24 protein-coding genes are annotated in these 19,699 nt (G+C 60.6%); 9 read left to right on the forward strand and 15 right to left on the reverse strand.

What is annotated here, in order from left to right; all coding sequences use genetic code 11:
- From ATY75_RS13840 to ATY75_RS34595, 4 genes are all read left to right on the forward strand, one after another.
- Window positions 1-134: DUF736 family protein (locus ATY75_RS13840; protein ID WP_143535299.1), on the forward strand; the 134-nt coding region annotated here is incomplete at its 5' end.
- A 320-nt stretch (window positions 135-454) separates the two neighbouring features.
- Window positions 455-619 (forward strand): hypothetical protein, encoded by a 165-nt coding sequence (locus ATY75_RS34590; protein ID WP_184345573.1) that lies wholly within the window; start codon window positions 455-457, stop codon window positions 617-619.
- Between the two features lie 326 nt (window positions 620-945).
- A complete protein-coding gene (locus ATY75_RS13850) occupies window positions 946-1,428 on the forward strand; it encodes a hypothetical protein (protein ID WP_088937984.1) in 483 nt (160 codons plus the stop codon).
- Between the two features lie 331 nt (window positions 1,429-1,759).
- A complete protein-coding gene (locus ATY75_RS34595; RefSeq protein WP_184345574.1) occupies window positions 1,760-1,933 on the forward strand; it encodes a hypothetical protein in 174 nt (57 codons plus the stop codon).
- A gap of 33 nt (window positions 1,934-1,966) precedes the next feature.
- Here the strand turns inward: ATY75_RS34595 and ATY75_RS13860 are convergent, their stop codons facing one another.
- The 5 genes from ATY75_RS13860 to traC form a co-directional block, all read right to left on the reverse strand.
- Window positions 1,967-2,224, reverse strand: coding sequence for a WGR domain-containing protein (locus ATY75_RS13860; protein ID WP_088938053.1), 258 nt, complete (start codon window positions 2,222-2,224; stop codon window positions 1,967-1,969).
- 202 nt (window positions 2,225-2,426) lie between these two features.
- The gene (locus ATY75_RS13865; protein WP_190241356.1) at window positions 2,427-2,870 is read right to left on the reverse strand and encodes a thermonuclease family protein; all 444 of its coding nucleotides are present in this window, start codon (window positions 2,868-2,870) and stop codon (window positions 2,427-2,429) included.
- 387 nt (window positions 2,871-3,257) lie between these two features.
- On the reverse strand, window positions 3,258-5,234 hold the full coding sequence (gene traG / locus ATY75_RS13870) for a Ti-type conjugative transfer system protein TraG (protein ID WP_088937987.1): 1,977 nt from the start codon (window positions 5,232-5,234) through the stop codon (window positions 3,258-3,260).
- Complete coding sequence (locus tag ATY75_RS13875; protein WP_011427441.1) at window positions 5,227-5,442, reverse strand: type IV conjugative transfer system coupling protein TraD; 216 nt, start codon at window positions 5,440-5,442, stop codon at window positions 5,227-5,229. Before ATY75_RS13875 ends, traG begins: the two co-directional genes overlap by 8 nt.
- A 4-nt stretch (window positions 5,443-5,446) precedes the next feature.
- Window positions 5,447-5,743 (reverse strand): conjugal transfer protein TraC, encoded by a 297-nt coding sequence (gene traC / locus ATY75_RS13880; protein ID WP_088938055.1) that lies wholly within the window; start codon window positions 5,741-5,743, stop codon window positions 5,447-5,449.
- A 258-nt stretch (window positions 5,744-6,001) separates the two neighbouring features.
- On the opposite strand from traC, the gene traA reads away from it, so the two are divergent.
- Genes traA through ATY75_RS13900 form a run of 4 tightly spaced genes read left to right on the forward strand, consistent with a single transcriptional unit; the run spans window position 6,002 to window position 11,660 of the window.
- A complete protein-coding gene (traA, locus tag ATY75_RS13885) occupies window positions 6,002-9,313 on the forward strand; it encodes a Ti-type conjugative transfer relaxase TraA (protein WP_088937988.1) in 3,312 nt (1,103 codons plus the stop codon).
- Complete coding sequence (traF, locus tag ATY75_RS13890) at window positions 9,310-9,876, forward strand: conjugative transfer signal peptidase TraF (protein WP_088937989.1); 567 nt, start codon at window positions 9,310-9,312, stop codon at window positions 9,874-9,876. Before traA ends, traF begins: the two co-directional genes overlap by 4 nt.
- Window positions 9,866-11,029, forward strand: coding sequence for a conjugal transfer protein TraB (locus ATY75_RS13895; protein WP_088937990.1), 1,164 nt, complete (start codon window positions 9,866-9,868; stop codon window positions 11,027-11,029). The genes traF and ATY75_RS13895 overlap by 11 nt, the downstream gene beginning before the upstream one ends.
- A 16-nt stretch (window positions 11,030-11,045) precedes the next feature.
- Window positions 11,046-11,660, forward strand: a complete 615-nt coding sequence (locus ATY75_RS13900) for a TraH family protein (protein WP_088937991.1) — start codon at window positions 11,046-11,048, stop codon at window positions 11,658-11,660.
- 16 nt (window positions 11,661-11,676) lie between these two features.
- Here ATY75_RS13900 and ATY75_RS13905 read toward each other — a convergent pair whose 3' ends face one another.
- The 3 genes from ATY75_RS13905 to ATY75_RS13915 form a co-directional block, all read right to left on the reverse strand.
- On the reverse strand, window positions 11,677-12,054 hold the full coding sequence (locus ATY75_RS13905) for a DUF5615 family PIN-like protein (RefSeq protein ID WP_088937992.1): 378 nt from the start codon (window positions 12,052-12,054) through the stop codon (window positions 11,677-11,679).
- On the reverse strand, window positions 12,051-12,683 hold the full coding sequence (locus tag ATY75_RS13910; RefSeq protein WP_088937993.1) for a DUF433 domain-containing protein: 633 nt from the start codon (window positions 12,681-12,683) through the stop codon (window positions 12,051-12,053). Before ATY75_RS13910 ends, ATY75_RS13905 begins: the two co-directional genes overlap by 4 nt.
- Before the next feature lie 97 nt (window positions 12,684-12,780).
- A complete protein-coding gene (locus tag ATY75_RS13915; RefSeq protein WP_088395888.1) occupies window positions 12,781-13,002 on the reverse strand; it encodes a helix-turn-helix transcriptional regulator in 222 nt (73 codons plus the stop codon).
- A 228-nt stretch (window positions 13,003-13,230) separates the two neighbouring features.
- On the opposite strand from ATY75_RS13915, the gene ATY75_RS13920 reads away from it, so the two are divergent.
- Entirely contained in the window at window positions 13,231-13,551 is a 321-nt protein-coding gene (locus ATY75_RS13920; protein ID WP_245317572.1) for a transcriptional repressor TraM, read from the forward strand.
- A 3-nt stretch (window positions 13,552-13,554) separates the two neighbouring features.
- Here the strand turns inward: ATY75_RS13920 and ATY75_RS13925 are convergent, their stop codons facing one another.
- From ATY75_RS13925 to trbL, 7 genes are all read right to left on the reverse strand, one after another.
- Window positions 13,555-14,259: an autoinducer binding domain-containing protein gene (locus ATY75_RS13925; RefSeq protein WP_225881180.1), complete on the reverse strand. Its 705-nt coding sequence runs from the start codon at window positions 14,257-14,259 to the stop codon at window positions 13,555-13,557.
- 79 nt (window positions 14,260-14,338) lie between these two features.
- Window positions 14,339-15,079: a LuxR family transcriptional regulator gene (locus ATY75_RS13930; RefSeq protein ID WP_088937996.1), complete on the reverse strand. Its 741-nt coding sequence runs from the start codon at window positions 15,077-15,079 to the stop codon at window positions 14,339-14,341.
- A gap of 171 nt (window positions 15,080-15,250) precedes the next feature.
- On the reverse strand, window positions 15,251-16,549 hold the full coding sequence (gene trbI / locus ATY75_RS13935; RefSeq protein WP_088937997.1) for an IncP-type conjugal transfer protein TrbI: 1,299 nt from the start codon (window positions 16,547-16,549) through the stop codon (window positions 15,251-15,253).
- Window positions 16,550-16,561: 12 nt separating this feature from the next.
- The gene (gene trbH / locus ATY75_RS13940) at window positions 16,562-16,999 is read right to left on the reverse strand and encodes a conjugal transfer protein TrbH (protein WP_088937998.1); all 438 of its coding nucleotides are present in this window, start codon (window positions 16,997-16,999) and stop codon (window positions 16,562-16,564) included.
- A 3-nt stretch (window positions 17,000-17,002) separates the two neighbouring features.
- Window positions 17,003-17,815: a P-type conjugative transfer protein TrbG gene (gene trbG / locus ATY75_RS13945; protein ID WP_088937999.1), complete on the reverse strand. Its 813-nt coding sequence runs from the start codon at window positions 17,813-17,815 to the stop codon at window positions 17,003-17,005.
- Window positions 17,816-17,832: 17 nt separating this feature from the next.
- A complete protein-coding gene (locus ATY75_RS13950; protein ID WP_062284703.1) occupies window positions 17,833-18,495 on the reverse strand; it encodes a conjugal transfer protein TrbF in 663 nt (220 codons plus the stop codon).
- Between the two features lie 24 nt (window positions 18,496-18,519).
- Window positions 18,520-19,698 (reverse strand): P-type conjugative transfer protein TrbL, encoded by a 1,179-nt coding sequence (gene trbL / locus ATY75_RS13955; RefSeq protein ID WP_088938000.1) that lies wholly within the window; start codon window positions 19,696-19,698, stop codon window positions 18,520-18,522.
- Window position 19,699 lies beyond the last annotated feature (1 nt).

A 19,699-nucleotide genomic window follows, 5' to 3' on the forward strand; every position in this document is an offset into this window, starting at 1 on the left:
CCGAGCAGGACCGCGACTACCTCTCGGTCAAGCTCGACGATCCGAGCTTCCCCGCTCCGATCTACGCGACGCTCACCGAGGTCGAGGGCGAGGACGGCTACCAGCTGATCTGGTCCCGCCCCAACCGCGACTGAGGCCCGGACGGCCCCGCCACCAAGGCGGGGCCAACTGGCCACAAAGACAAGCAGGCGGCAGGCATCGAGCCTGCCGCCTGCTTTTTCGGTGCGATACGGAACCGGAATATGTCTGCTCAGTGGATGCTATCGTGCCGGGAAGAAATGCCGGCCTCGAGGACGAGCGGTTCCCCCAATTTTGCCTCCGCTCCGGTTCCCTGCGCTCCAACAAAATCGGCTCCCCCACTCGCCGGCTCCGCCGGTCGCTTCCGCGCTCCTTGACCCCGTCATCTCTTCCCGCCCCGCCGTCTCGTCTTTCACGAACTCAAGGAGATGAGACGATGACCATCGAACAGCACATCGAGGAACTGCGCGCCGAATTGAGGAACGCCTGCGACGCCGTCGAGCGGGCCCAGGTCGAAGCGGAGCTTCAGCTCGCCTTGGCCGATCTGGCCGTGGCGCTTGCCGAACAGAACGGCATCATCGAAGCCGAGCCGCCTTTCTGAGGCGGCTCTCATTCTGCTGGATCATGAGCCGGTCCGCCGGATTGACCGGCCTCCCGGTTGTCAGGGATTTCACCCCTCAACGCTCCCCTCCGGCTCACACCGGACACGGTCGCGTCCCCTCCGGGTCCGCGGGTCTCTTCTCTCTCTGACGTCCCAGTTTACTCCAGCAAATCCGGCGTCAAGGACGGCGCGGTCTCCCCCAATTTTTCCGCCGCTGCGCTTCCCGAAAAAATCGGCTCCCCCGCTTGCGAGCCGCGTCCCGCGGTCCTTGACCCCTCTTTGCAACAGAGAGGCCGATCTCCGTCATCAATGAAGGAGATCACACAATGACATCTGACCAGAACCTTGCGCTCTACACCAAGCTTTCCGGTTTCCGGCTCGTCGTCCTCGCCAACCGCTTCGGCTGCGATACCGACGTTTCGCGAAAGCTCCATGAGCGACTGCTCGAAGGGCTCGAGGCGGCTGCCGGTCGTATCCGGACCATCACGGCATTGGAGCGGGCCGGCGACGACGAAGATGCCGCGTACCGGCTGGAAGGTGAGACCGAGATCTTCGGGCGCTTCACCATCATCCTGCTGGATGAGCTCGACATCGATTTCAACACGCACGAATACCGCGTCAACGGCGGCGATTGGTCCAGCGCTTTGACGGCGGACTATACCGGCGTCGACATCGACTATCCGGAGCTGATTGCGCTCACCGACGACGAACTCGGCTCACTTGCGCTGATCATCAAGGATATCACACGGGAAACCGGTATCGCGGTAAGCGCCTCCCGTGTCAGCTACATCAGATGCGGAGGATCATAACCGATCCTGCGGCGGGCTCGACCATCCGGAGGGCGGCGAGAGCGGCTCTTCGTTGAGATGCCTGCGCGACCATCGCAATGATGGCGAGAACGACCAGTTGAGCCTCTTCCTTTCGACCTGCCGTCATCTCTCATCGGGGATGTTGCAACCCGTTCGTCACGACGCAACCTGCCGCCGCCAGAATTTTCCCCGCCGCCTTCTGCGGCTCCTCGCGGATCAAAATTCAGTCGCCGGCAGGTCCTCCACGTCCGTTCCGGCCCTTTGGTGCGTCCCTCCTTTCCGGTCTGCCGCTTATCCCCTGCGATAACCGCATTTCGAAAGGAGAAACGCCATGCAACAACTCGCCCAATTCCTCGCCGCCACCGGCCGCCAGCTCCGGGCTCTCGGCAAGGTGATCAGCCACTTTTTCCGCAAGGGCAAGCTCGGCCTGAAGCTTGGCCTCAAGATCCCGTTCTTCGTCGAGATCGAAGTTTCCTTCGAGACCGGCTGGAACCGGCACCGATGAGGCGCTTTCGAGGCCCGCTTCGGCCGGCCTTTCTCAACTTGCCACAGACGCGCGCGGGCGGTAACCGCGTTTACGCTTTTGTCGAAGCAGATCGAGAAACAGTTCGACGGCTTCTTCCTCCCGCCCGAAATGATGGACCATCATCTGACCCTTTGCGCCAATGCGGCCCCACTTCCTGAGCAGGCAAATGTCTCCGAACAGGTTCGGTTCAATCGACATGGCATAGTAGCGCGCCATGTTCTTTGCCGCGTCCGTTCGTTCGACATAGAGATGGTAGGGTTGCGCGATCATGAGACCAGAATCGCCGATCGCGGGAATCGCGTCCAACGACAGTTATGAATCGGTCGGCGTGGATCGATTCACATCGGTGATGATAGATGAACTGTCGTGAAAGGCTCGGGCGAGACGCCTGCGGCGCACGGCTCTATTCGCTTACGCTCACCGAACCCGCGAAACGGTTTCGGCCATCCGGCAACGATCCTCTCGCGGGTCCTCAGCCGCACCATCCGTGTCTGGCACCGTCCCAGCGCCTGGCAAGGCCCTCGTTGACGAGAGTGTCTCCGAGCGAGTGTCCCGATCGTATTACTGTCCGGAGCTTGCGGCCATACTTGTCTTCGTCGCGCCAGCCGGCGGTTAGCGAGAAGTTGCCGGCATTCAGCAGCGCCAGCAGGCGTGCCTTCGCGGCTTCGCCTTTGATCCTTTCCGCCTCGCAGCGCGGTGGGCTGAGCTCAGGTGTATCGATATCCGCAATGCGGATTTTTTCGCCTTGGAACCAGAATGTATCGCCGTCGACGACGCAATTCACATGACGGCCGTCGCCGCAGATTGAAAACGCGGCCGACGACGAGTCCGCTACCGGTGTGTTGGCCACAGCCGGCAGTCCGGGGACGTTGCCGGCGCCGCCGAAGGCAAGCCAGCCTGCCGCAGCAATGATCATGGCCGCGAGGATCCCCGTCAGTGATCCGCGAGAGATGCTTCGTCCAGATCGCGGCGATTTTCCCCGCAGGCGATTTCGATCATCCCGGCTACCAGACTTCCGCGGCCTTCTGAACGGAACCACATTCGACTTCGCCACTTGCCCGTCCTCTCCTGTTTGTCTCAACCTATGGCGGACCCGGTTTCGTCTGCGTTTACGTAGAAGTTCGGCCTCGACCAGCCGGGCCGGCAACGCGGTGTGCGGGAGCGGGGCGCAGTCGGTCCCGCCTCCCCGGCGGGCCACTATGTTGAGGCTCCTGCGGCTGCGCTGTTTCCCGCTCCTCGCACGACGAGAATTCCCGAAATCCCACCCCCTGGGTGGCCGCTATGCTGATTTCTCCGATACTCTTCATTGTTCTGGATCGGCCTTGCTCGCTGCGCTGCGCGCCGGCTCGATCGGCTGGGCTTCAGCCGTGTCGTCGAGCCCGTGAAACCTGTTCGTTCCGACGCAAGCTTTCATGTCGGCGCGCCGGAACCAGATCGCGCGGCCGCATCTGAGCGGCGCGTTGCCAGCGGTGAATACGATCTGCTCGTCAGCACGCATGCGAAGCACTTCGTGCGGCTGGAGCAGCGGTCGCGCCGCCAACTGTTTCGATCGCGTGCGCGAGGAGCCCTTCGCCTGAAAACTGCGGCTGACCTGGTCGATCTCGACCGTCGTCATGCCGCAGCGGCGCGAGATGTAGTCTGCGGTTTCGGGATCGTTGATGGCCGCGAAACTGATCCAGCTCGCGCTTTCGAACCACTTGCTGGCCGCATCGCGACCGCCATAGGTTTCGCGCATCTGCCCGATCGACTGGTAGATCATGATGAGCGTGATGCCGTACTTGCGGCCGGCATCGCGCGCCGTCTCGAGGATCCGCATATAGCCGAGGCGCGCCACCTCATCGAGAAGGAAAAGAGCTCTCCCCTTCATCGAACCATCACGATTATAAATGCCGTTGAGAAACGAGCCGATGATGACGCGCGCAAGCGCCGCATGCGTCTCCAGCGTCTTGAGATCGATGTTGATGAACACGTCGGTCTTCCCATCGGCAAGATCGCTCGTCGAAAACGTCTTGCCCGAAACCAGCGCGGCATAGTTCGAGTATGACAGCCAATGGGTTTCTTTGATCGCATTGGCGTAGACACCGGAGAAGGTTTCGGGCGTCATGTTCACGAAGGCTGCGACATTCTCCTTCACGAAATCCGACTCCGAATTGTCGTAGATCTCCTGCAGGTGTTGGCGCAACTGCGGTTCCGGCTCGGAGAGATTGGCGCGAACCTGGCGAAGCGTCTGGCTTTCCTTCTCCGTATGACCGGAGAGACAAACGTCGGCGATCATTGCCGTCAGCAACTGCAAGGCCGATGCGCGGAAGAAATCATCGCGCACACCGCGCGTGCCGCCGCTATCGCTCATGATCCATGAGGCGACGGAAGCGATATCCTCTTCCTTGGTGCCGCCGAATTGCCCGATCCAGTCAAGCGCGTTGAAGCCGGTTTCCGGGTTCTTGGGGTCGAGGACAAACAGATCCCGGTTCGCGCTCGTCCGGTGGGCCGAGACCATCGGCGCCACCTCGTTCGATGGATCGAGAACGATCAGCGATCCGCCCCATTTCAGCGCCGTCGGGATCGTCACCGACGTCGTTTTGAAGCCGCCGGACCCCGCGAAGACGATGCCATGCGACGAACCGAAGGAGCCGTCGAAGCAGAGCAGCGGCGACTTGCCACCGGCGCCCCATGTCTCCGGGTTGTCGGCACGAAACGAGCGCGCCGCGACGCTGTCCTTGTCGACACGATATCGCTCGCCGACCACGATGCCGCCGGTGTCCGAAAACAGGTTCGCCGCTTCCGGCAGCTTCATCCAGTCGGCCTCGCCATGCAGCGCCCGCTTGCCGCGGATGCGTTTGGGCTCGGCGCTGGCGAATGCCGCATTGCCGGCCAACGCGACGCGCAGCGCGAAGCATGAGGCCATCGCCGCCGCCCCAGCTCCGATCAGAGTCGCCGGATCGACATAGGCGAGAATGGACTTGGTCGCCGGAACCTTATCGGTGAGCGCAGACAACCTCATCGTTTCGCGAATTGCGGCGATCAGGATCGTTGCCACACCTCCGGCGACGACGCCCCATCCAGCCGTCTTGATCCTGATCGCGCCGGCGCTCGCAAACAGGAAGACGATGCCGACCAGCCCTGCACTGACATAGGGCAGCGCGATCCCGGCTCGGCCGAGCGTTTGCCGCGCAGCTTCTGTCTTTCCGAAACCGGACAGCCAGTGTTCGATCCCGGTCAAACCAACGGTGACCACGCGCATCAGAGCGATGGGCGCGATGAAGAGCAGGATCCTATTCATCGGCTTTCCCGAAGGCCTCCGCGCCGATCGCCATTAGTCGCGAACGTTCCATCTCGTCGGCTTTGAGGCGCTGGCGCAAATCGATCAGCGCCCCCAGCAAGAGCGCGCGCTTTTCGTAGCGAAGACCGGCTTTAACGATGAGGCCGCCAAGCTCGATTTTCTCCCGCGTGTCCTTCTTCCGGGCATCGGACGTGGTCGTGCGTGCCATCCGTTCAAGCCTCAGCAGTCCCGCCCGCAGCCGCGCCAGACGCGTCCTGCGTGGACGATGCGTTGCTTTCGGCAGCACCACCTCCCCTTTTCCCTCCGTTCGTAGCGGCCTTTCCTCCGCGAAACCGTTTCGCCAGGTCCTCGAAGGCCGCCTGCAATTCGGACTCGTCGATCTCGATCTCGCCAAGACCGGCCTTGAGGGCGATCCGGCCGATGCGCTCGGCCTCACGGGTCTCGGCAGCCTTGAGTTGCTCCTGGAGCTTGGCGATTTCGTCGCGGATCTTGGAGGAGGGTTTTTTCATTCCGTCTGTCTCCTTTGGGTGAGAAAGCTTGTCTTTCAAACCCAGTTTCAGGGAGGTCAGTGCGGAACGCACTACTGTGAATCCTACAATCGCCAAAGCGCGAGCTTTGGTGAATGATCCCGGCCGTTCCGAAGGAGCGGATCCGAAGGGCGCAATTATACGTCGCTGGCGCGACGCCCTTGCTTGAGGCCCCTGCCGGGCCCGCGGCTCTTGGACAGAACCTGTTGATTTCATTCGCAACCGGGAAAGAATTCCGCCATGGCCGTCCCTCATTTCTCCGTCAGCGTCGTCGCTCGTGGCTCCGGCCGCAGCGCCGTCCTGTCGGCGGCCTATCGGCACTGCGCGAAGATGGAGTTCGAACGGGAAGCCCGGACGATCGACTACACCCGCAAGCAGGGATTGCTCCACGAAGAGTTCGTCATTCCCGCCGATGCGCCGGAATGGCTACGCTCGATGATTGCGGACCGTTCGGTGTCCGGCGCCTCCGAGGCCTTCTGGAACAAGGTCGAAGATTTCGAGAAGCGCTCCGACGCGCAGCTCGCCAAGGATGTGACGATCGCACTGCCGATCGAGCTGACGCCCAAGCAGAACATCGCGCTGGTGCGGGATTTCGTCGAGCAGCACGTCACGGCGAGGGGCATGGTTGCCGACTGGGTCTATCATGACGCGCCGGGCAATCCGCATGTCCATCTCATGATCACCTTGCGACCGCTGACCGAGGACGGTTTCGGCGCCAAGAAGGTCGCAGTAACCGGACCGGACGGCAATCCGATCCGTAACGACGCCGGCAAGATCGTCTACGAACTCTGGGCCGGAAGCATCGATGATTTCAATGCTTTTCGTGATGGTTGGTTTGCTTGCCAGAACCGGCATCTGGCGCTGGCCGGTCTCGATCTTCGCGTCGATGGGCGATCGTTTGAGAAGCAAGGGATCGAGTTGGAGCCGACCATCCACCTGGGTGTCGGCACCAAAGCGATCGAACGGAAATCGGATGGGGCCTCGAAGCCGGTCGAGCTCGAGCGCATCGAACTGCAGGACGCGCGCAGAGCCGAAAACGCGAAACGGATCGACCGCAATCCGAAACTCGTTATCGACCTGATCACCCGTGAGAAGAGTGTCTTCGACGAGCGTGACGTCGCCAAGATTCTGCACCGCTACATCGACGATCCCGCCCTGTTCCAAAGCTTCATGCTTCGGATCATCCTGCATCCCGACACGTTCCGCCTTGAACGCGAGCGGGCCGACCTTGCCAGCGGTATCCGAGTGCCGGCCAAGTATACGACGCGCGAGATGATCCGGCTGGAAGCGGAGATGGCCAATCGCGCCATCTGGCTATCGCAACGATCGTCGCATGGCGTGCGGGAGGCGGTGCTGACGGCGACATTCGATCGTCATGAGCGTCTGTCGGATGAACAGAAAACGGCGATCGAGCATGTGGCGGGACTCGGGCGGATTGCGGCCGTGATCGGCCGCGCCGGCGCCGGCAAGACGACGATGATGAAGGCGGCGCGCGAGGCATGGGAAGCGGCCGGCTATCGGGTCGTCGGCGCGGCACTTGCCGGCAAAGCGGCCGAGGGCCTGGAAAAGGAAGCGGGCATCATCTCTCGCACACTTGCGTCGTGGGAGCTTCGTTGGAACCAAGGCCGTGATCAGCTCGATGGCAAGACGGTGCTCGTTCTCGACGAGGCCGGCATGGTGTCGTCGCGGCAGATGGGGCTGTTCGTCGAAGCCGTGACGAAGGCCGGCGCCAAGCTCGTTCTCGTCGGCGATCCCGAACAGCTTCAACCGATCGAAGCCGGTGCCGCCTTCCGCGCGATTGCCGATCGCATCGGCTATGCCGAACTCGAAACCATCTATCGCCAGCGCCGGCAATGGATGCGCGATGCCTCGCTCGATCTTGCTCGCGGCAAGGTCGGCAAGGCGGTCGATGCTTACCGCGCCAATGGCAAGGTGATTGGATCGGATCTCAAGGCCGACGCGGTCGACAACCTGATCGCCGCCTGGGACCGCGATTACGATCCGACGAAGACGTCGCTTATCCTGGCTCATCTGAGGCGCGACGTGCGCATGCTCAACCAGATGGCGCGCATCAAACTCATCGAACGCGGAATCCTCGATCAGGGAACCATGTTCAAGACCGCCGATGGCGAACGCAATTTCGCCGTCGGCGACCAGATCGTGTTCCTGAAGAACGAGGGATCGCTCGGCGTCAAGAACGGCATGCTGGCCAAGGTCGTCGAGGTGGGACCAGGACGCATCACCGCGCGAATCGGCGATGGGGAGAATGCCCGCCAGGTGCTGGTCGAACAGCGCTTCTACAACAACCTCGACCACGGCTATGCCACGACCATCCACAAGAGCCAGGGCGCGACGGTCGACCAGGTCAAGGTGCTCGCCTCCCTTTCGCTCGACCGCCATCTCACCTATGTCGCCATGACACGTCATCGTGAGGACCTGGCCGTCTATTACGGTCGCAGATCATTCGCGAAGAACGGCGGGTTGATCCCGATCCTGTCGCGAAGGAACGCGAAGGAAACGACGCTCGATTACGAGAAAAGTGCCTTCTATCGCGAGGCGCTTCGCTTTGCGGAGGCCCGCGGTCTGCATCTCGTCAACGTCGCGCGCACCCTGGTTCGCGACCGGCTGGAATGGCTCGTCAGTCAGAAGCAAAAACTTGCCAATCTCGGTGTCCGCCTTGCGGCCGTTGCCGGCAGGCTCGGGCTTGTCCGCGGCGCCGCGCAGTCCCCAACCCAAAGCAGCACCAAGGAGGCAAAGCCGATGGTCTCGGGCATCACAACCTTCGCCAAATCGGTCGACCAGGCGATCGAGGACAAGGTCGCCGCCGATCCAGGATTGAAGAAGCAATGGGAGGAGGTCTCGACCCGCTTCCACCTCGTCTATGCCCAGCCGGAAAGCGCGTTCAAGGCAGTCAATGTCGATGCGATGCTGAAGGACGAGGGCGTCGCAAAATCCACGTTGGCGACGATCGGATCGAAGCCCGAACACTTCGGCGCGCTGAAGGGCAAGACCGGGATCCTCGCCAGCCGCGCCGACAGAGAGGAGCGGGAAAAGGCACAAACGAATGCGCCGGCGCTGGTCCGCAATTTGGAGCGCTATCTGCGCCAGCGGGCTGAAGCGGAACGCAAGTTCGAGGTCGAAGAACGCGCCGTCCGGCTGAAGGTCTCGATCGATATTCCCGTACTCTCTCCAAACGCAAAACAGACATTGGAACGCGTTCGCGATGCGATCGACCGAAACGACCTGCCCGCCGGCCTCGAATATGCGCTCGCCGACAAAATGGTGAAGGCTGAACTGGACGGTTTCGCCAAGGCTGTCTCCGAGCGTTTCGGCGAGCGGACCTTCCTGTCGCTTGCCGCGAAGGACCCCAATGGACAGACCTTCAATGCCGCGACCGCGGGAATGACGGCCGGACAGAAGGCCGAGGTGCAATCGGCGTGGAATATGATGCGGACGGTGCAGCAGCTCGCCGCGCATGAGCGCACGACCGAGGCGCTGAAGCAAGCCGACGCCCTGCGTCAGACGAAGAGCCAGGGGCTGTCGCTCAAATGAAGATAACCGTGTTTGCGTTCGGGACGCGACGCGCTCAGAGGACGAATGCAGTCGTGCTCTTGGCCCTGGCGGCATCCATCGTTGGCGGCGGTGTTGCTGCCGCAACCGTCGGCGGCTTTCGCATCAACATGACACCCAGTGAACCTCTCGGTCTCTGGCGTATCGTGCCGCTCGATCGCCCGGCAGATCGCGGGGATCTCGTTTTCGTTTGCCCTCCGCAAACGACAGCAATGCGGGAGGCGAGAGAGCGTGGTTTTCTCCGTGCCGGAACCTGCCCTGGCGGCGTCGCGCCGCTCATCAAAACGGTCATCGCCGTCGCCGGTCAGCATGTTGAAATCGGCGCCGGCGTGACGATCGATGGGCGACCGGTCCCCTCCTCCGATTTGGCAGTGCAGGACGGCAATGGCCGGCCGATGACACCGTTTTCAGGCGGCGTCGTGCCTGACGAAAGCGTCTTTCTCCATTCACCGTTCAGGGGCTCCTATGACTCCCGTTATTTCGGCCCCCTGCCCGCCTCCGGAATCCTCGGTCTGGCGCAACCGGTGCTCACCTATGCGCCGTGAGCACCTCCGGCCAACCGTATTGACTGCCGTTTCAACCGTCGCCGGGACGGTGGGATGGAGTGGCCACGTCCTGCTTCTTCCGGTCGCGCTCGCGTTTCCGGTTCTCTGGGCGCTTGCGCGAACAAGGTGGACGGCCGCGGTTGTCTCGGCCGGCTATTTCCTGGCTGCATCCCGGGGATTGCCGCAGGGTGTTGCAACTTTCTATTCGTCGGACCTCTGGCCTGGATTATTGCTCTGGCTCTGTGCGTCCACCGGCTTCGTCATCGTGCATACCGTCCTCTGGACCAAGAGGAAGCGTGCTCGTCCGTGTCACTATCTCCTGGCAGCGGCTCTGATGGCCGTTCCGCCATTCGGCATCACCGGCTGGGCTCATCCGATCACTGCCGCGGGCGTGCTGTTTCCAGGATGGGGATGGTGGGGGCTGGTTGCCGCGACAGCCGGCCTCATGGGCCTCGTAACCCGCATGTGGCCAGCTGTCGCGATTGTCCTCGCAGGCTTTTGGATTGGGTCCGCCGCAACCTGGGACGAACCGAAACTACCGAAATCCTGGGAGGGGGTCGACCGCGAAATGGGCGCGTCGCTGGGGCGCGACGCCAGCATTGAGCGCCACCGTGATCTGATTGCCACGGTGACGGAGCGGGCATCGGGTGGCGCCCGCACGATAGTTCTTCCCGAGAGTGCGCTGGGCTTCTGGACGCCTACGGTCGAGCGGCTCTGGGTACGATCCCTGCAGGGAACTGACACCACCGTCATCGCCGGCGCCGCTGTTGTCGATGCGGGCGGATACGACAATGTTCTGATCGCGATATCCGGCGACGGGGCTCGGCTCCTTTATCGCGAGCGCATGCCGGTGCCAGGCTCGATGTGGCAACCTTGGCGTCCCCTCCTTGGTCAGAGCGGCGGCGCGCGGGCGCACTTCTTCGCCAACCCTGTCGTGACCGATGCCGACAGTCGGGTCGCCCCGCTGATCTGCTATGAGCAGCTGATCGTCTGGCCTGTTCTTCAATCCATGCTCCACGATCCGGACGTTGTGGTTGCCGTCGGCAACGGCTGGTGGACCAAGGGGACATCCATCGTGGCTATCCAGCGCGCCAACACGCAAGCCTGGGCGCGCCTGTTCGACAAACCCTTCGTTTTTTCCTTCAACACCTGAGTGCCAAGGAGCCCTCATGCTCGATGCTGCCCTGATTCAACAATGCGCCGACCCCTCGCTGAAGACCGCGATCGTCGAGCAGTTCGTGTCCGCGGCTGGCGGGAACGATCCCCTTGCCGTCACTGTCAAATCTGGTGGCCGGTTGATCCTCGTTCCGACGGCGGCGTCGCCGGACGAAGCGATGGCGATCGTCCGGCAGTATGTCGGCCAGGCTGTCGTTCGCGTCGGCCTGACGCAGTTTCCGGCGGGCGTCGGCGTGAAGGACGCGGCTGATCTGAAGCCTGATCTCCTCGATCCTTGCGAAAACCTCCGCAAGGGAACGGCCATGTTTGCCAAGGTCTTGCGGATTGTCGCCAAGTGGTACGGCAATCCGAAGAGCGACGATGTCTTCCCGCAGATCTTCGACGATGCGGTCTATGCCTGGAAGACCGGAGAGTTCGAGGGCGTGAGCGTTTTCCAGGTGGAAGATCCAGGAAAAAGCGTCACGATCGACAACGTGTTGCCTGCACACCAGGACAAGGCCACCGTCGACCTACCGCCTACGGATACAGGCGCTGAAAGCATCGAGAAAGGCGAAAGCGTCGGGTCAGCGGAGATGCGTATCGACCTGTCGAGGATTGGGGGCAAATGATGCCAAATGAAGGCTGCTAAGCCTCCGGAAGCGCATAGCGCGTGAGAACAGCGTCTTCGCCATCGAGGGTCACTTCGATGACTTCATTGACCATAGCCTGCTCTCCTGCCAAATCCTGCAATATGAGCGCAAACAATTCTCGTTGCTGCGCGGGAAGCACCTGCGGGACAATGATCATCAGGCCCGCATGCAATTCCTCTTTCGCGTACAGCTTCCGGAAGTCGCGGGCATTGTTCGTTACGAACGTAAAATCCTCCTCGATGATCCGAGGCATCAGATCCCAGTCGGTTTCGCCGCTCAGTCCCAGCCAGTTCACATGGAAGCAATCGTGGCCGTGCGCTTGCGCCACGGCCACGAGAGACGTGTGAAGGCATTCATCGATAAGAAACTTCACGAGGTCGAGCCAGAGGGTTTGGAGACGTTCTCGTTCCGAAGGCTCAGGCGCTTCACGGATTTCACCTTCAGGCCCTGCTCCGAAAGGTTCCTCGGACGTCCCCTGGCGGGATGGGCCGCAACCCAGATCTCGGCAAGTTCCACCATGTGCTCGGTGAGCGAAGGATAGCCCTCGACGATTTCCGCTGTACTTGCGCCTTGCGTCTTCATCGCGGCAATCGTTCGCACGGGAACACGGGTTCGCTTGAACACTGGCTCGCCGCCCACGACCCCTTTCACGCTTTCAATCATTCGTTCGGCTTCTCGAAGCGCCTCGGCCCGCGCCGCCAATTGTTCTCGTGCCCGAGCGACGTCGATAATGAGATAGTCGTCTGCCCTAACAGTTTCGGCATCGGGGTTCTGGTCGATCGTATCGAACAAGCGCTTGCGGCGCTCGGCAGACAAGATCGATCCGACGCCGTACCAGAGCTTCAACCGAAGCAGATCCTCGTCGGTGAGTGCTCGACCCCTGCTACCAACGAGATGAGTCTCGATGATGCGCTTGTCGATCGCATTGTGCACCGACTTCACAGCGATCTCGCTGACAGCCGCCGCCTCGGCGGGCGTGTAGGCGTGTGATGTGCTGGTCATAATCATTCTCCTTGTGGAGAATATATAATGCTGGTGACGTACCCCGTAAAGATCGACTGAGTTTTCGACCTCGCAGCTCGCAGCCGGGAAGAAGGTTTCACTTCTTCTCCGGCGGCCGCTTCAGCAGATCAGACGCTTCCACTTCCAAAATCGCTGCCAGGCGGTCTACCACATCGATGCTCGCATTGTAGACGCTGCGCTCCAAGGAACTGATGTAAGTGCGATCGATATCTGCCCTGAAAGCAAGCTCTTCTTGCGACAGGCCCTTGGCCAGCCGCGCGGCTTTCAGATTCCGTGCAAATACCTCTCGAATCTCCATGATCGAGAGAGCATCGGCTTGTAGAGTATTTCACCACGGAGTATTCTCTACAAAGACATTCCGTTGACGAATCAAGATGATGCAGCAGCGTCAGAAAGTTAGTTTCGCGCGCGTGCTGAACCGCTCAAAATACGAACGCCCTCCCATCCTGTGACGATCTGGTATTTAATCGCGAGCGTATGCAGCCTCGGGAATTGACGTCACAATATGCAATTTGAGGAGACGGGGATGAAGGACGCCATCTCATCCGTCGCAGACGGCACAAACGGAAGACAATCTCGTTACAGTTCGATGCTAAAAACGGACTTGAAGGCGATGGCTATTTCGGCAATCCGCGAACACCGTCGGCTCCTCGCAGCCGACCAAGCCGTATATGACGAGTGGGCGCACGCAAGCGACGATCCTTCGATCTCCGGGTCTGTGCTTCAGGCCCTTCAAAACGAATACATCTCGCGCCAGAAGAAGTCCGAGAACCAGCAGGAGGAACTCTCGGAAATCCTGGACGCGCTCGGCTACGTTCCGGACGTGCCGCTTGAGAATGACGAATAATCGTCAGATCAGGCCACGATCCTTGGCAATGGCGACGAGCTGCGGCACCGACTGGGCGTCAAACTTTTCACGCGCCTTGTCGAGATAGTGTTGCACGGTTCTAGCATTGATTCCGGTAAGCATCGCCGTTTCAGGTGCCGTTTTTCCCTTCGTCGCCCAAAGCAAGCACGTCATTTCCCGCGGTGATAGCGTTCGCTTCGGCGTCAGCTGCGTCCTCGCGGCTATGAAGCGCAGCCGGTAATGAACGACCAGCAACGCCTGCAAAGCTTGGAACGTCTGCTGCATCTCAACTAAGTCGGTCCTCGCTTCGGAAGTCGCAAACGTTAGCATCAGATGCGAGCCGAAACTGCCATCGGTCCCGATCGTGACGCCGCTTCTTAGCCCATGATCCACGGCTTGTTCTCGGAATTTTCGAAAGTCGGACGTCCCGCGAGCTGGCCAATTATCTGCAGTCCACGCAAAGGCCTCGTGTCGACGCTTTGCCTCAGTGACTACGGGGTCTATCCGTGAATAGTGACCGGATAAATATGCTTCCTGCCAGTCTTTAGGATAGTTGTTGAATGTGCGGACTTCCGCACCTGACGCTTCGAGGTAAGCGTATCGCTCGAGCCCGAATGCAGCTCCATAGTTACGCAAAGCCACTTTGACCGATACCTCGTCCTGTGACGCCTCAACGGTATCGATCAAATTCCTCAGTGCGTCATTCAATCTCACTCTCCCCATGTTCGTGCCACTGTTCGAACATGCGACGGGAACGCGAGGAGATAAATCCCCCGAACCGATGCCCCTAACTTGGGGTACCCACGTGAGGCGTGATGAGGTTCAGGTGTACTGCATGGGCTATGGCGGCCGACAGCGTGGGGCAACCGAGCTTATAGCGTGCTGATTTGAGGTAGCCGCGTGTCGTATGCTCGGATAGTCCCAGGATCTCGCCAATGTCCTTGCTATCTTTGCCGCGCGAGGCCCAATGAAGGCACTCAATTTCCCGTGATCCGAGCGCAGGTACGGGATCATTCTCACCGTGGAGTTCGAACACTGCTTTGCGATGCAGAAGAAATCCAAGCTCAAGCCACTCTGGCAAAAATTGGCGCTCGATCAACGTCCATTCTTCATCACTCTTCTGGGAGTTGATCGAGAGGAGCGAACGCCTGGATTTGTCGATAATCGGGACAGAGACTCCGTTGGTACCGATCCCGTGCAGCTCGGCATCGACCATGAACTCGTGCGCAGTCTCGGTAATATCAATCTCGCGCCAATCGAAAGGCAACTGTCGAGAAAAGCCCTCTCGAATGATTGGATCGACGTTTATGTAATCGTTGAGCAAATAGCGTGAAACCCAGCTATCGGGATAGGTGGTTCGTACAAACGGAGCGTCAACGTTATCGACGATTGTTCTCGCAAGATGAAACGTGACGAAATCAATGGGATAGTGCGATTGGAATTCATCCAAAGCGGCCGCCACCGTCGCCGCATTTTTCATCGCGCTGAAAGCGTCGGGATAGGTGGGCGAATGTTCGTTTTCCTGCATGCTTCTTTCCGTAACTGTGATTATCGTTTGCGGGTTAGCGACCACAGAATCGCCGAGCCAGTCGCTAAATGCAACCCCTGAGGGCGGAAAAAGCCCATAGGCTGCGGTATCCGCTATCGCGGCGAGTATTTTCTAGGCCATGGGCTATGACAAGAGAATTCATCACAGTTGCTACTGTCGATAAGCTTGCGGAAAAATAATATCCTGATCGACGAGCACATTGAATTTGTAGCCTGGGCGGATTTGGATCGTCGGCTGGACATTGAGGTTCTTCGAGATCGTCTGTTCCGCGACGCGGCCGAAGCTTTCCGCGAAATTCCGTCTGGCGGCATCGGACGCCGTCTCCTGCGTCGCAAGCGTCGAACTCTCCGGCATCGACATGTCGATCCCGGTTCCGATGAGCGCGACGAGGGCTGCCGAACTCCAGGTGCGCCAGAGATGCCGATCGACCTTGTCCTTGAAGCCGCCATATCCTTCGGCATCCGTGCCGGCCATGCCGCCGATCTGCAGCGTCGATCCATTCGGAAATATGAGGTCGGTCCAGACCACGAGAACACGCTCCTGGCCGAACGAGACTTTGGAATCGTAACGGCCAAAGAGCTTGGCACCCTGCGGGATCAGGAGCCGGTAACCGGTGGCGCTGTCGTAGACGTTCTGGCTGACCTGGGCGTTGATGCGCCCCGGCAGGTCGGAATTGAGGCCGGTGATCAAGGTGGCGGGAATGACGGAGCCGCGCTTTAGTTCGTAGGGCGACATCTGCGGCACGACCTGGTTCGGCAGATAGCCGAGATCCTTGATGTCCTGATTGAAAAAATCCTCCTTCGAACCTTGGGCATTCTGGTCAACGTTTTGACCCATGAGGCCGGATTTCATGGCGGCGGCGTAGAGGTCCGAGGCATTGTTGGCTGTCGCAGTCGTCGTCTGCCGACCCGCGTCCCTGGCGTTGTTGGCGGTTTTCTCGACGTCGGAAATATCCACCTTCAACGGCGAGTCCAGCGCCGTTGCCCGCGCCTGCAGTCGAGCCATCCGCTGGCGCTGCGCCTCGCGGATATATTGCTCATCCTGCTCTCGCTTCAGGCGGGCCTTCCATTCCTCTTCGGATTCGAGCCTCGGCCGCCGTTCTTCCCGTTCCGTTGGCCGGCGGTCGACAACAGGTGTTTCCTTCTCGACCTTCTGTTCGACGACGGGCTTTGGCTGAAACGCCTCACGTTCCACCGGCTCGCCGATGATACCGTCGGTGACGCCGCGTTTGAGTTGGTCTCCGAAATTCGTCGCCGGAGCATTCGAGGCGCTGTCGAGATCGTTGTCCCGATTGAAGGGGAGCCCGCGCCATGAAAGTCCGATCACGACCACGCCAACGAATAGTGCGACGATGACGACGGCGATGATGACCGGCAGCCGATTGAGACGGCGCATACCTTTCTGGTCGTCGGCTTGGTTTGATGCGCCGAGCTGGAGCGATTGGACCATACCCGCCTCCCCTCAATTCCGCTGAATGATCGAAAGCGGGCTTGCCGGCGTAGCCCCGGCTGCGGTCGTCGTGTAGGCCCGGCCAAGGGAGATCGACGGTGTCGAAAGCTGCGCGAGCACCTGACCGTCGACGTCATCGATCGAATAGGCGAGCTCGACCGGTTTCACGCCCTTTCCGACCTTGCCGTCGGTGATGACCGTATAGCCCCATCCTTTCAGCGCCGCTTCGAGTGCCGTCGCGAAGTCGGACGAGTTCTTTTCCATTTTGAGCGTTGCTGTGCCTGCCGGACCGATTTGCTCGGCGAGCCGGCTCGCCATGTCGCCGGCAATGGCGCTTGCGGCGGGGCCGGTGACCGCGACGGGCGTGGAATTGGTGGTCAATCCATCCTCGGCGGTTTGGCAGCCTGAAAGCAGGATGGTGGTGATGATGGTGACGAGAAGCTTGCGCATGGTTCAGCCTCCCCGCCGGATGGTGATTTTCTGCTGGCGCCAGCCGACGCCGGAGACGAGGATGGCCTTGTCGACCGCATAGTCGACGATCATCATGTCGTTCTTCACTCTGTAGTTGACGATGCGGTTCTGGCCGCCGCTGACCACGAAAAGGACCGGTGCGTCCTGGCTCGAGACTGATTTCGAGAATTGAATGTAGGTTTTGGTGCCATCCGAATAGACCCGCTTCGGCTTCCAGGGCGCGCTCCCGCTCACCGAGTAGGAGAAGTTTAGCTTGTCAGGTGCCGTCCCCGGAATTCCGCCTGTCTCGAGCCGGGAATTGATATCGGCGAGCTTGGTCGACACGTCCTCCGGGTACTCGAAGCTGACGCGGGCCATATATTGGCTCGGATGGGACTTGAGCTGAATATGATAGGTGCGGCGCGACGTCGTGACCACCATCGAGGTGACGAGACCTGCTTCCGACGGCTTGACGATAAGGTGGATCGCCTGGCCTCCGGTGGCGCCGGAGGTCGCAGGCTCCACCTTCCAACGCACCGTGTCACCGACCAAAACATCGCGGACAATCTCGCCGCCCTGGAGTTCGATATCGCAGACCTGCAGGGGCGAGCAGACGACGGACGGCTGTGTTTCGCCAAAGAGGAAGATGACCTTGCCATCGGGGCCGGTCGTCACCAGTCCGGACGTGCCACGCCATTTCCTGGAAATATTGGTGCCCATCACCTCATTGTTCGTCATGCCCTGCGCCTCAGCACCCCCGACAAAGACGAGTCCGGCCAGGCAGCCGACGGCTGCGATCAATCCTGTTCTGTTCATTGAGAAAACCCCTGCCCTTAAAGCTGTGCTGTCCAGTCGAAATCCCGGACGTAGAGACCGATTGGATTGAGGCGGATGGTCGCCTCATCCTGCGGCGCGGTGAGCGTGACCGTCGCGATACCGCGGAACCGGCGCGTGCCGATTTCCTTGCCCTTGCGGTCGCGTTCGTATTCGGTCCAGTCGATCTGATAGGTCTGGTTCGACAGCGCCACGATGTTGTTGACCTCGATGGCAACGGTGGACGATTTCGCCTTCTCGAAGGGGGAGTTGCCGCGGAACCAGGCGTTGATCTTCTCGGTCGACGGATCGGATGTTCGAAGGAGCGCGTAGGTCCGATCGATATATTGCTTCTGGACCACGGCGTCCGGCGTGATCGAACGGAAGCTGGTCACGAAGTTGCCGAGTGTGGCACGCACCACCCGGACATCCGCATATTCGATTTGTTCGGGGAAGCCCGCGGTCACCGCCGTGCCCAGTTTATCGACCTGGACGATATAGGGAACCAGCTTGACCTGAGTGCTGAGATACATTGAATAGCCAAAGCCTATGACGGCCATGGTCAGACCGAGAATGCCGACGATCCGCCATGCGGCGGCGGCCTGGACATAGGAGCCGTATCGCTCGCTCCATTCCTGGCGCGCAGCGAGATAGGGGTTTTCGGGGGCGCGGTTCGCTGCCATCGATCGATCACTTTCTGATTGCTGTTAGTCTTTGCGTTCGGGAGGTGGTTTTGGTCCGCTGTGCCCGCTGCGCGCCTGGTCGAGCTTTGAATTGGCGAGACCCAGGATAGACCCGGCATAGGCGCCGGGAGAGCCGATGGCCTTCTCCTTGGCAGCCGAGCCCGCCGCTTTTCCAGCCGAGCCGATCCCTGCGCCGAAACCTCGAAGCATGGCGCCGGCGACGGATGACCCCGCGGCCCGCGCCGTTTGAGCCGCCGCAAATCCCGCGCCGGCAGCGCCAGCCGCGAGGAACCCTGCTCCTGTCGCAAATGATGCGGCCTGACCACCGTGCCGGATCGCCTCCATTCCGCCCGAGACGGACGCGCCCTGAACGACACCCTGCATGATGTTCGGCACGTAGATGGCGATAATGAAGACGACGACGGCGATACCGGCGATCGCAAGCGCAGTCTGGAACTGGTCTCCAATGTCGGGTTGGTTTGCGAGTCCGATAAGAACTTCCGATCCGATACGGGAAATCATGACAAGTGCCATGAGCTTCATGCCGACCGAGAATGCGTAGACCAGATATCGGACCGCGAAGTCCTTCGTATAGGACGAGCCGCCAAGCCCCAGCATGATCATACCGGCAAGCAGTCCGATATACATTTCCACCATGACCGACACGAAAATCGCGGCGACGAGCGAGAACGAGATGACCACGACGACCATGGCAAAAGCAGCCGATATCGCCAGTGCATTGTCCTCGAATAGACCGAACTGAATCTTCTCCGACATCTTCGTTGCAACCGCGAGCCCGGCATTGAAGACGTCGGCTGGCGACGCAGTGCCGCCTCCGGCGCCAATCTGGAATAGGCTGTCGACTACCGCCTTGGCGAAGGTGGGGCCCTGTGCCAACACGAAAGCGAAGAAGCCGACGAACATGATCCGCCGGACAAGCTCGGCGAACCAGCTGTCGAGCGATGCGGCTTGGATGGCGAGCCAGACGGCGGCCAGGCCAATCTCGATCGTTGCCAGGATCCAGAACAGCGACTTCGCCGCATCCATGACGGTCGTTTCCCAACCCTTTGCGGCCGTTGTGATCTGGCTTTGCAACGAGGTCAGCACCGAACCTTCCTGGGCAAGGGCTGGCTGCGCCGCCAGCACGCAGACGACGGTAAGTAGCATCGCCGATCGAAGTGGCTGAAGAGATATCGCTGTCATG

The sequence above is a fragment of the Rhizobium sp. N122 genome (genome assembly GCF_002211295.1).
Classification (GTDB): Bacteria; Pseudomonadota; Alphaproteobacteria; order Rhizobiales; family Rhizobiaceae; genus Rhizobium.

What these genes read in the sequence shown, in the direction of transcription:
- trbH (WP_088937998.1), bottom strand. Translation starts at nt 16,999, where the DNA reads ATGCGCAAGCTTCTCGTCACCATCATCACCACCATCCTGCTTTCAGGC.
- ATY75_RS13915 (WP_088395888.1), bottom strand. Translation starts at nt 13,002, where the DNA reads ATGGAGATTCGAGAGGTATTTGCACGGAATCTGAAAGCCGCGCGGCTG.
- traG (WP_088937987.1), bottom strand. Translation starts at nt 5,234, where the DNA reads ATGAATAGGATCCTGCTCTTCATCGCGCCCATCGCTCTGATGCGCGTG.
- ATY75_RS34590 (WP_184345573.1), top strand. Translation starts at nt 455, where the DNA reads ATGACCATCGAACAGCACATCGAGGAACTGCGCGCCGAATTGAGGAAC.
- ATY75_RS13850 (WP_088937984.1), top strand. Translation starts at nt 946, where the DNA reads ATGACATCTGACCAGAACCTTGCGCTCTACACCAAGCTTTCCGGTTTC.
- ATY75_RS13860 (WP_088938053.1), bottom strand. Translation starts at nt 2,224, where the DNA reads ATGATCGCGCAACCCTACCATCTCTATGTCGAACGAACGGACGCGGCA.
- trbG (WP_088937999.1), bottom strand. Translation starts at nt 17,815, where the DNA reads ATGAACAGAACAGGATTGATCGCAGCCGTCGGCTGCCTGGCCGGACTC.
- trbI (WP_088937997.1), bottom strand. Translation starts at nt 16,549, where the DNA reads ATGGTCCAATCGCTCCAGCTCGGCGCATCAAACCAAGCCGACGACCAG.
- ATY75_RS13895 (WP_088937990.1), top strand. Translation starts at nt 9,866, where the DNA reads ATGCGCCGTGAGCACCTCCGGCCAACCGTATTGACTGCCGTTTCAACC.
- traC (WP_088938055.1), bottom strand. Translation starts at nt 5,743, where the DNA reads ATGAAAAAACCCTCCTCCAAGATCCGCGACGAAATCGCCAAGCTCCAG.
- ATY75_RS13920 (WP_245317572.1), top strand. Translation starts at nt 13,231, where the DNA reads ATGAAGGACGCCATCTCATCCGTCGCAGACGGCACAAACGGAAGACAA.
- ATY75_RS13900 (WP_088937991.1), top strand. Translation starts at nt 11,046, where the DNA reads ATGCTCGATGCTGCCCTGATTCAACAATGCGCCGACCCCTCGCTGAAG.
- trbL (WP_088938000.1), bottom strand. Translation starts at nt 19,698, where the DNA reads ATGACAGCGATATCTCTTCAGCCACTTCGATCGGCGATGCTACTTACC.
- ATY75_RS13875 (WP_011427441.1), bottom strand. Translation starts at nt 5,442, where the DNA reads ATGGCACGCACGACCACGTCCGATGCCCGGAAGAAGGACACGCGGGAG.
- ATY75_RS13950 (WP_062284703.1), bottom strand. Translation starts at nt 18,495, where the DNA reads ATGGCAGCGAACCGCGCCCCCGAAAACCCCTATCTCGCTGCGCGCCAG.
- ATY75_RS13865 (WP_190241356.1), bottom strand. Translation starts at nt 2,870, where the DNA reads ATGATCATTGCTGCGGCAGGCTGGCTTGCCTTCGGCGGCGCCGGCAAC.
- traF (WP_088937989.1), top strand. Translation starts at nt 9,310, where the DNA reads ATGAAGATAACCGTGTTTGCGTTCGGGACGCGACGCGCTCAGAGGACG.
- traA (WP_088937988.1), top strand. Translation starts at nt 6,002, where the DNA reads ATGGCCGTCCCTCATTTCTCCGTCAGCGTCGTCGCTCGTGGCTCCGGC.
- ATY75_RS13910 (WP_088937993.1), bottom strand. Translation starts at nt 12,683, where the DNA reads ATGACCAGCACATCACACGCCTACACGCCCGCCGAGGCGGCGGCTGTC.
- ATY75_RS13930 (WP_088937996.1), bottom strand. Translation starts at nt 15,079, where the DNA reads ATGCAGGAAAACGAACATTCGCCCACCTATCCCGACGCTTTCAGCGCG.
- ATY75_RS34595 (WP_184345574.1), top strand. Translation starts at nt 1,760, where the DNA reads ATGCAACAACTCGCCCAATTCCTCGCCGCCACCGGCCGCCAGCTCCGG.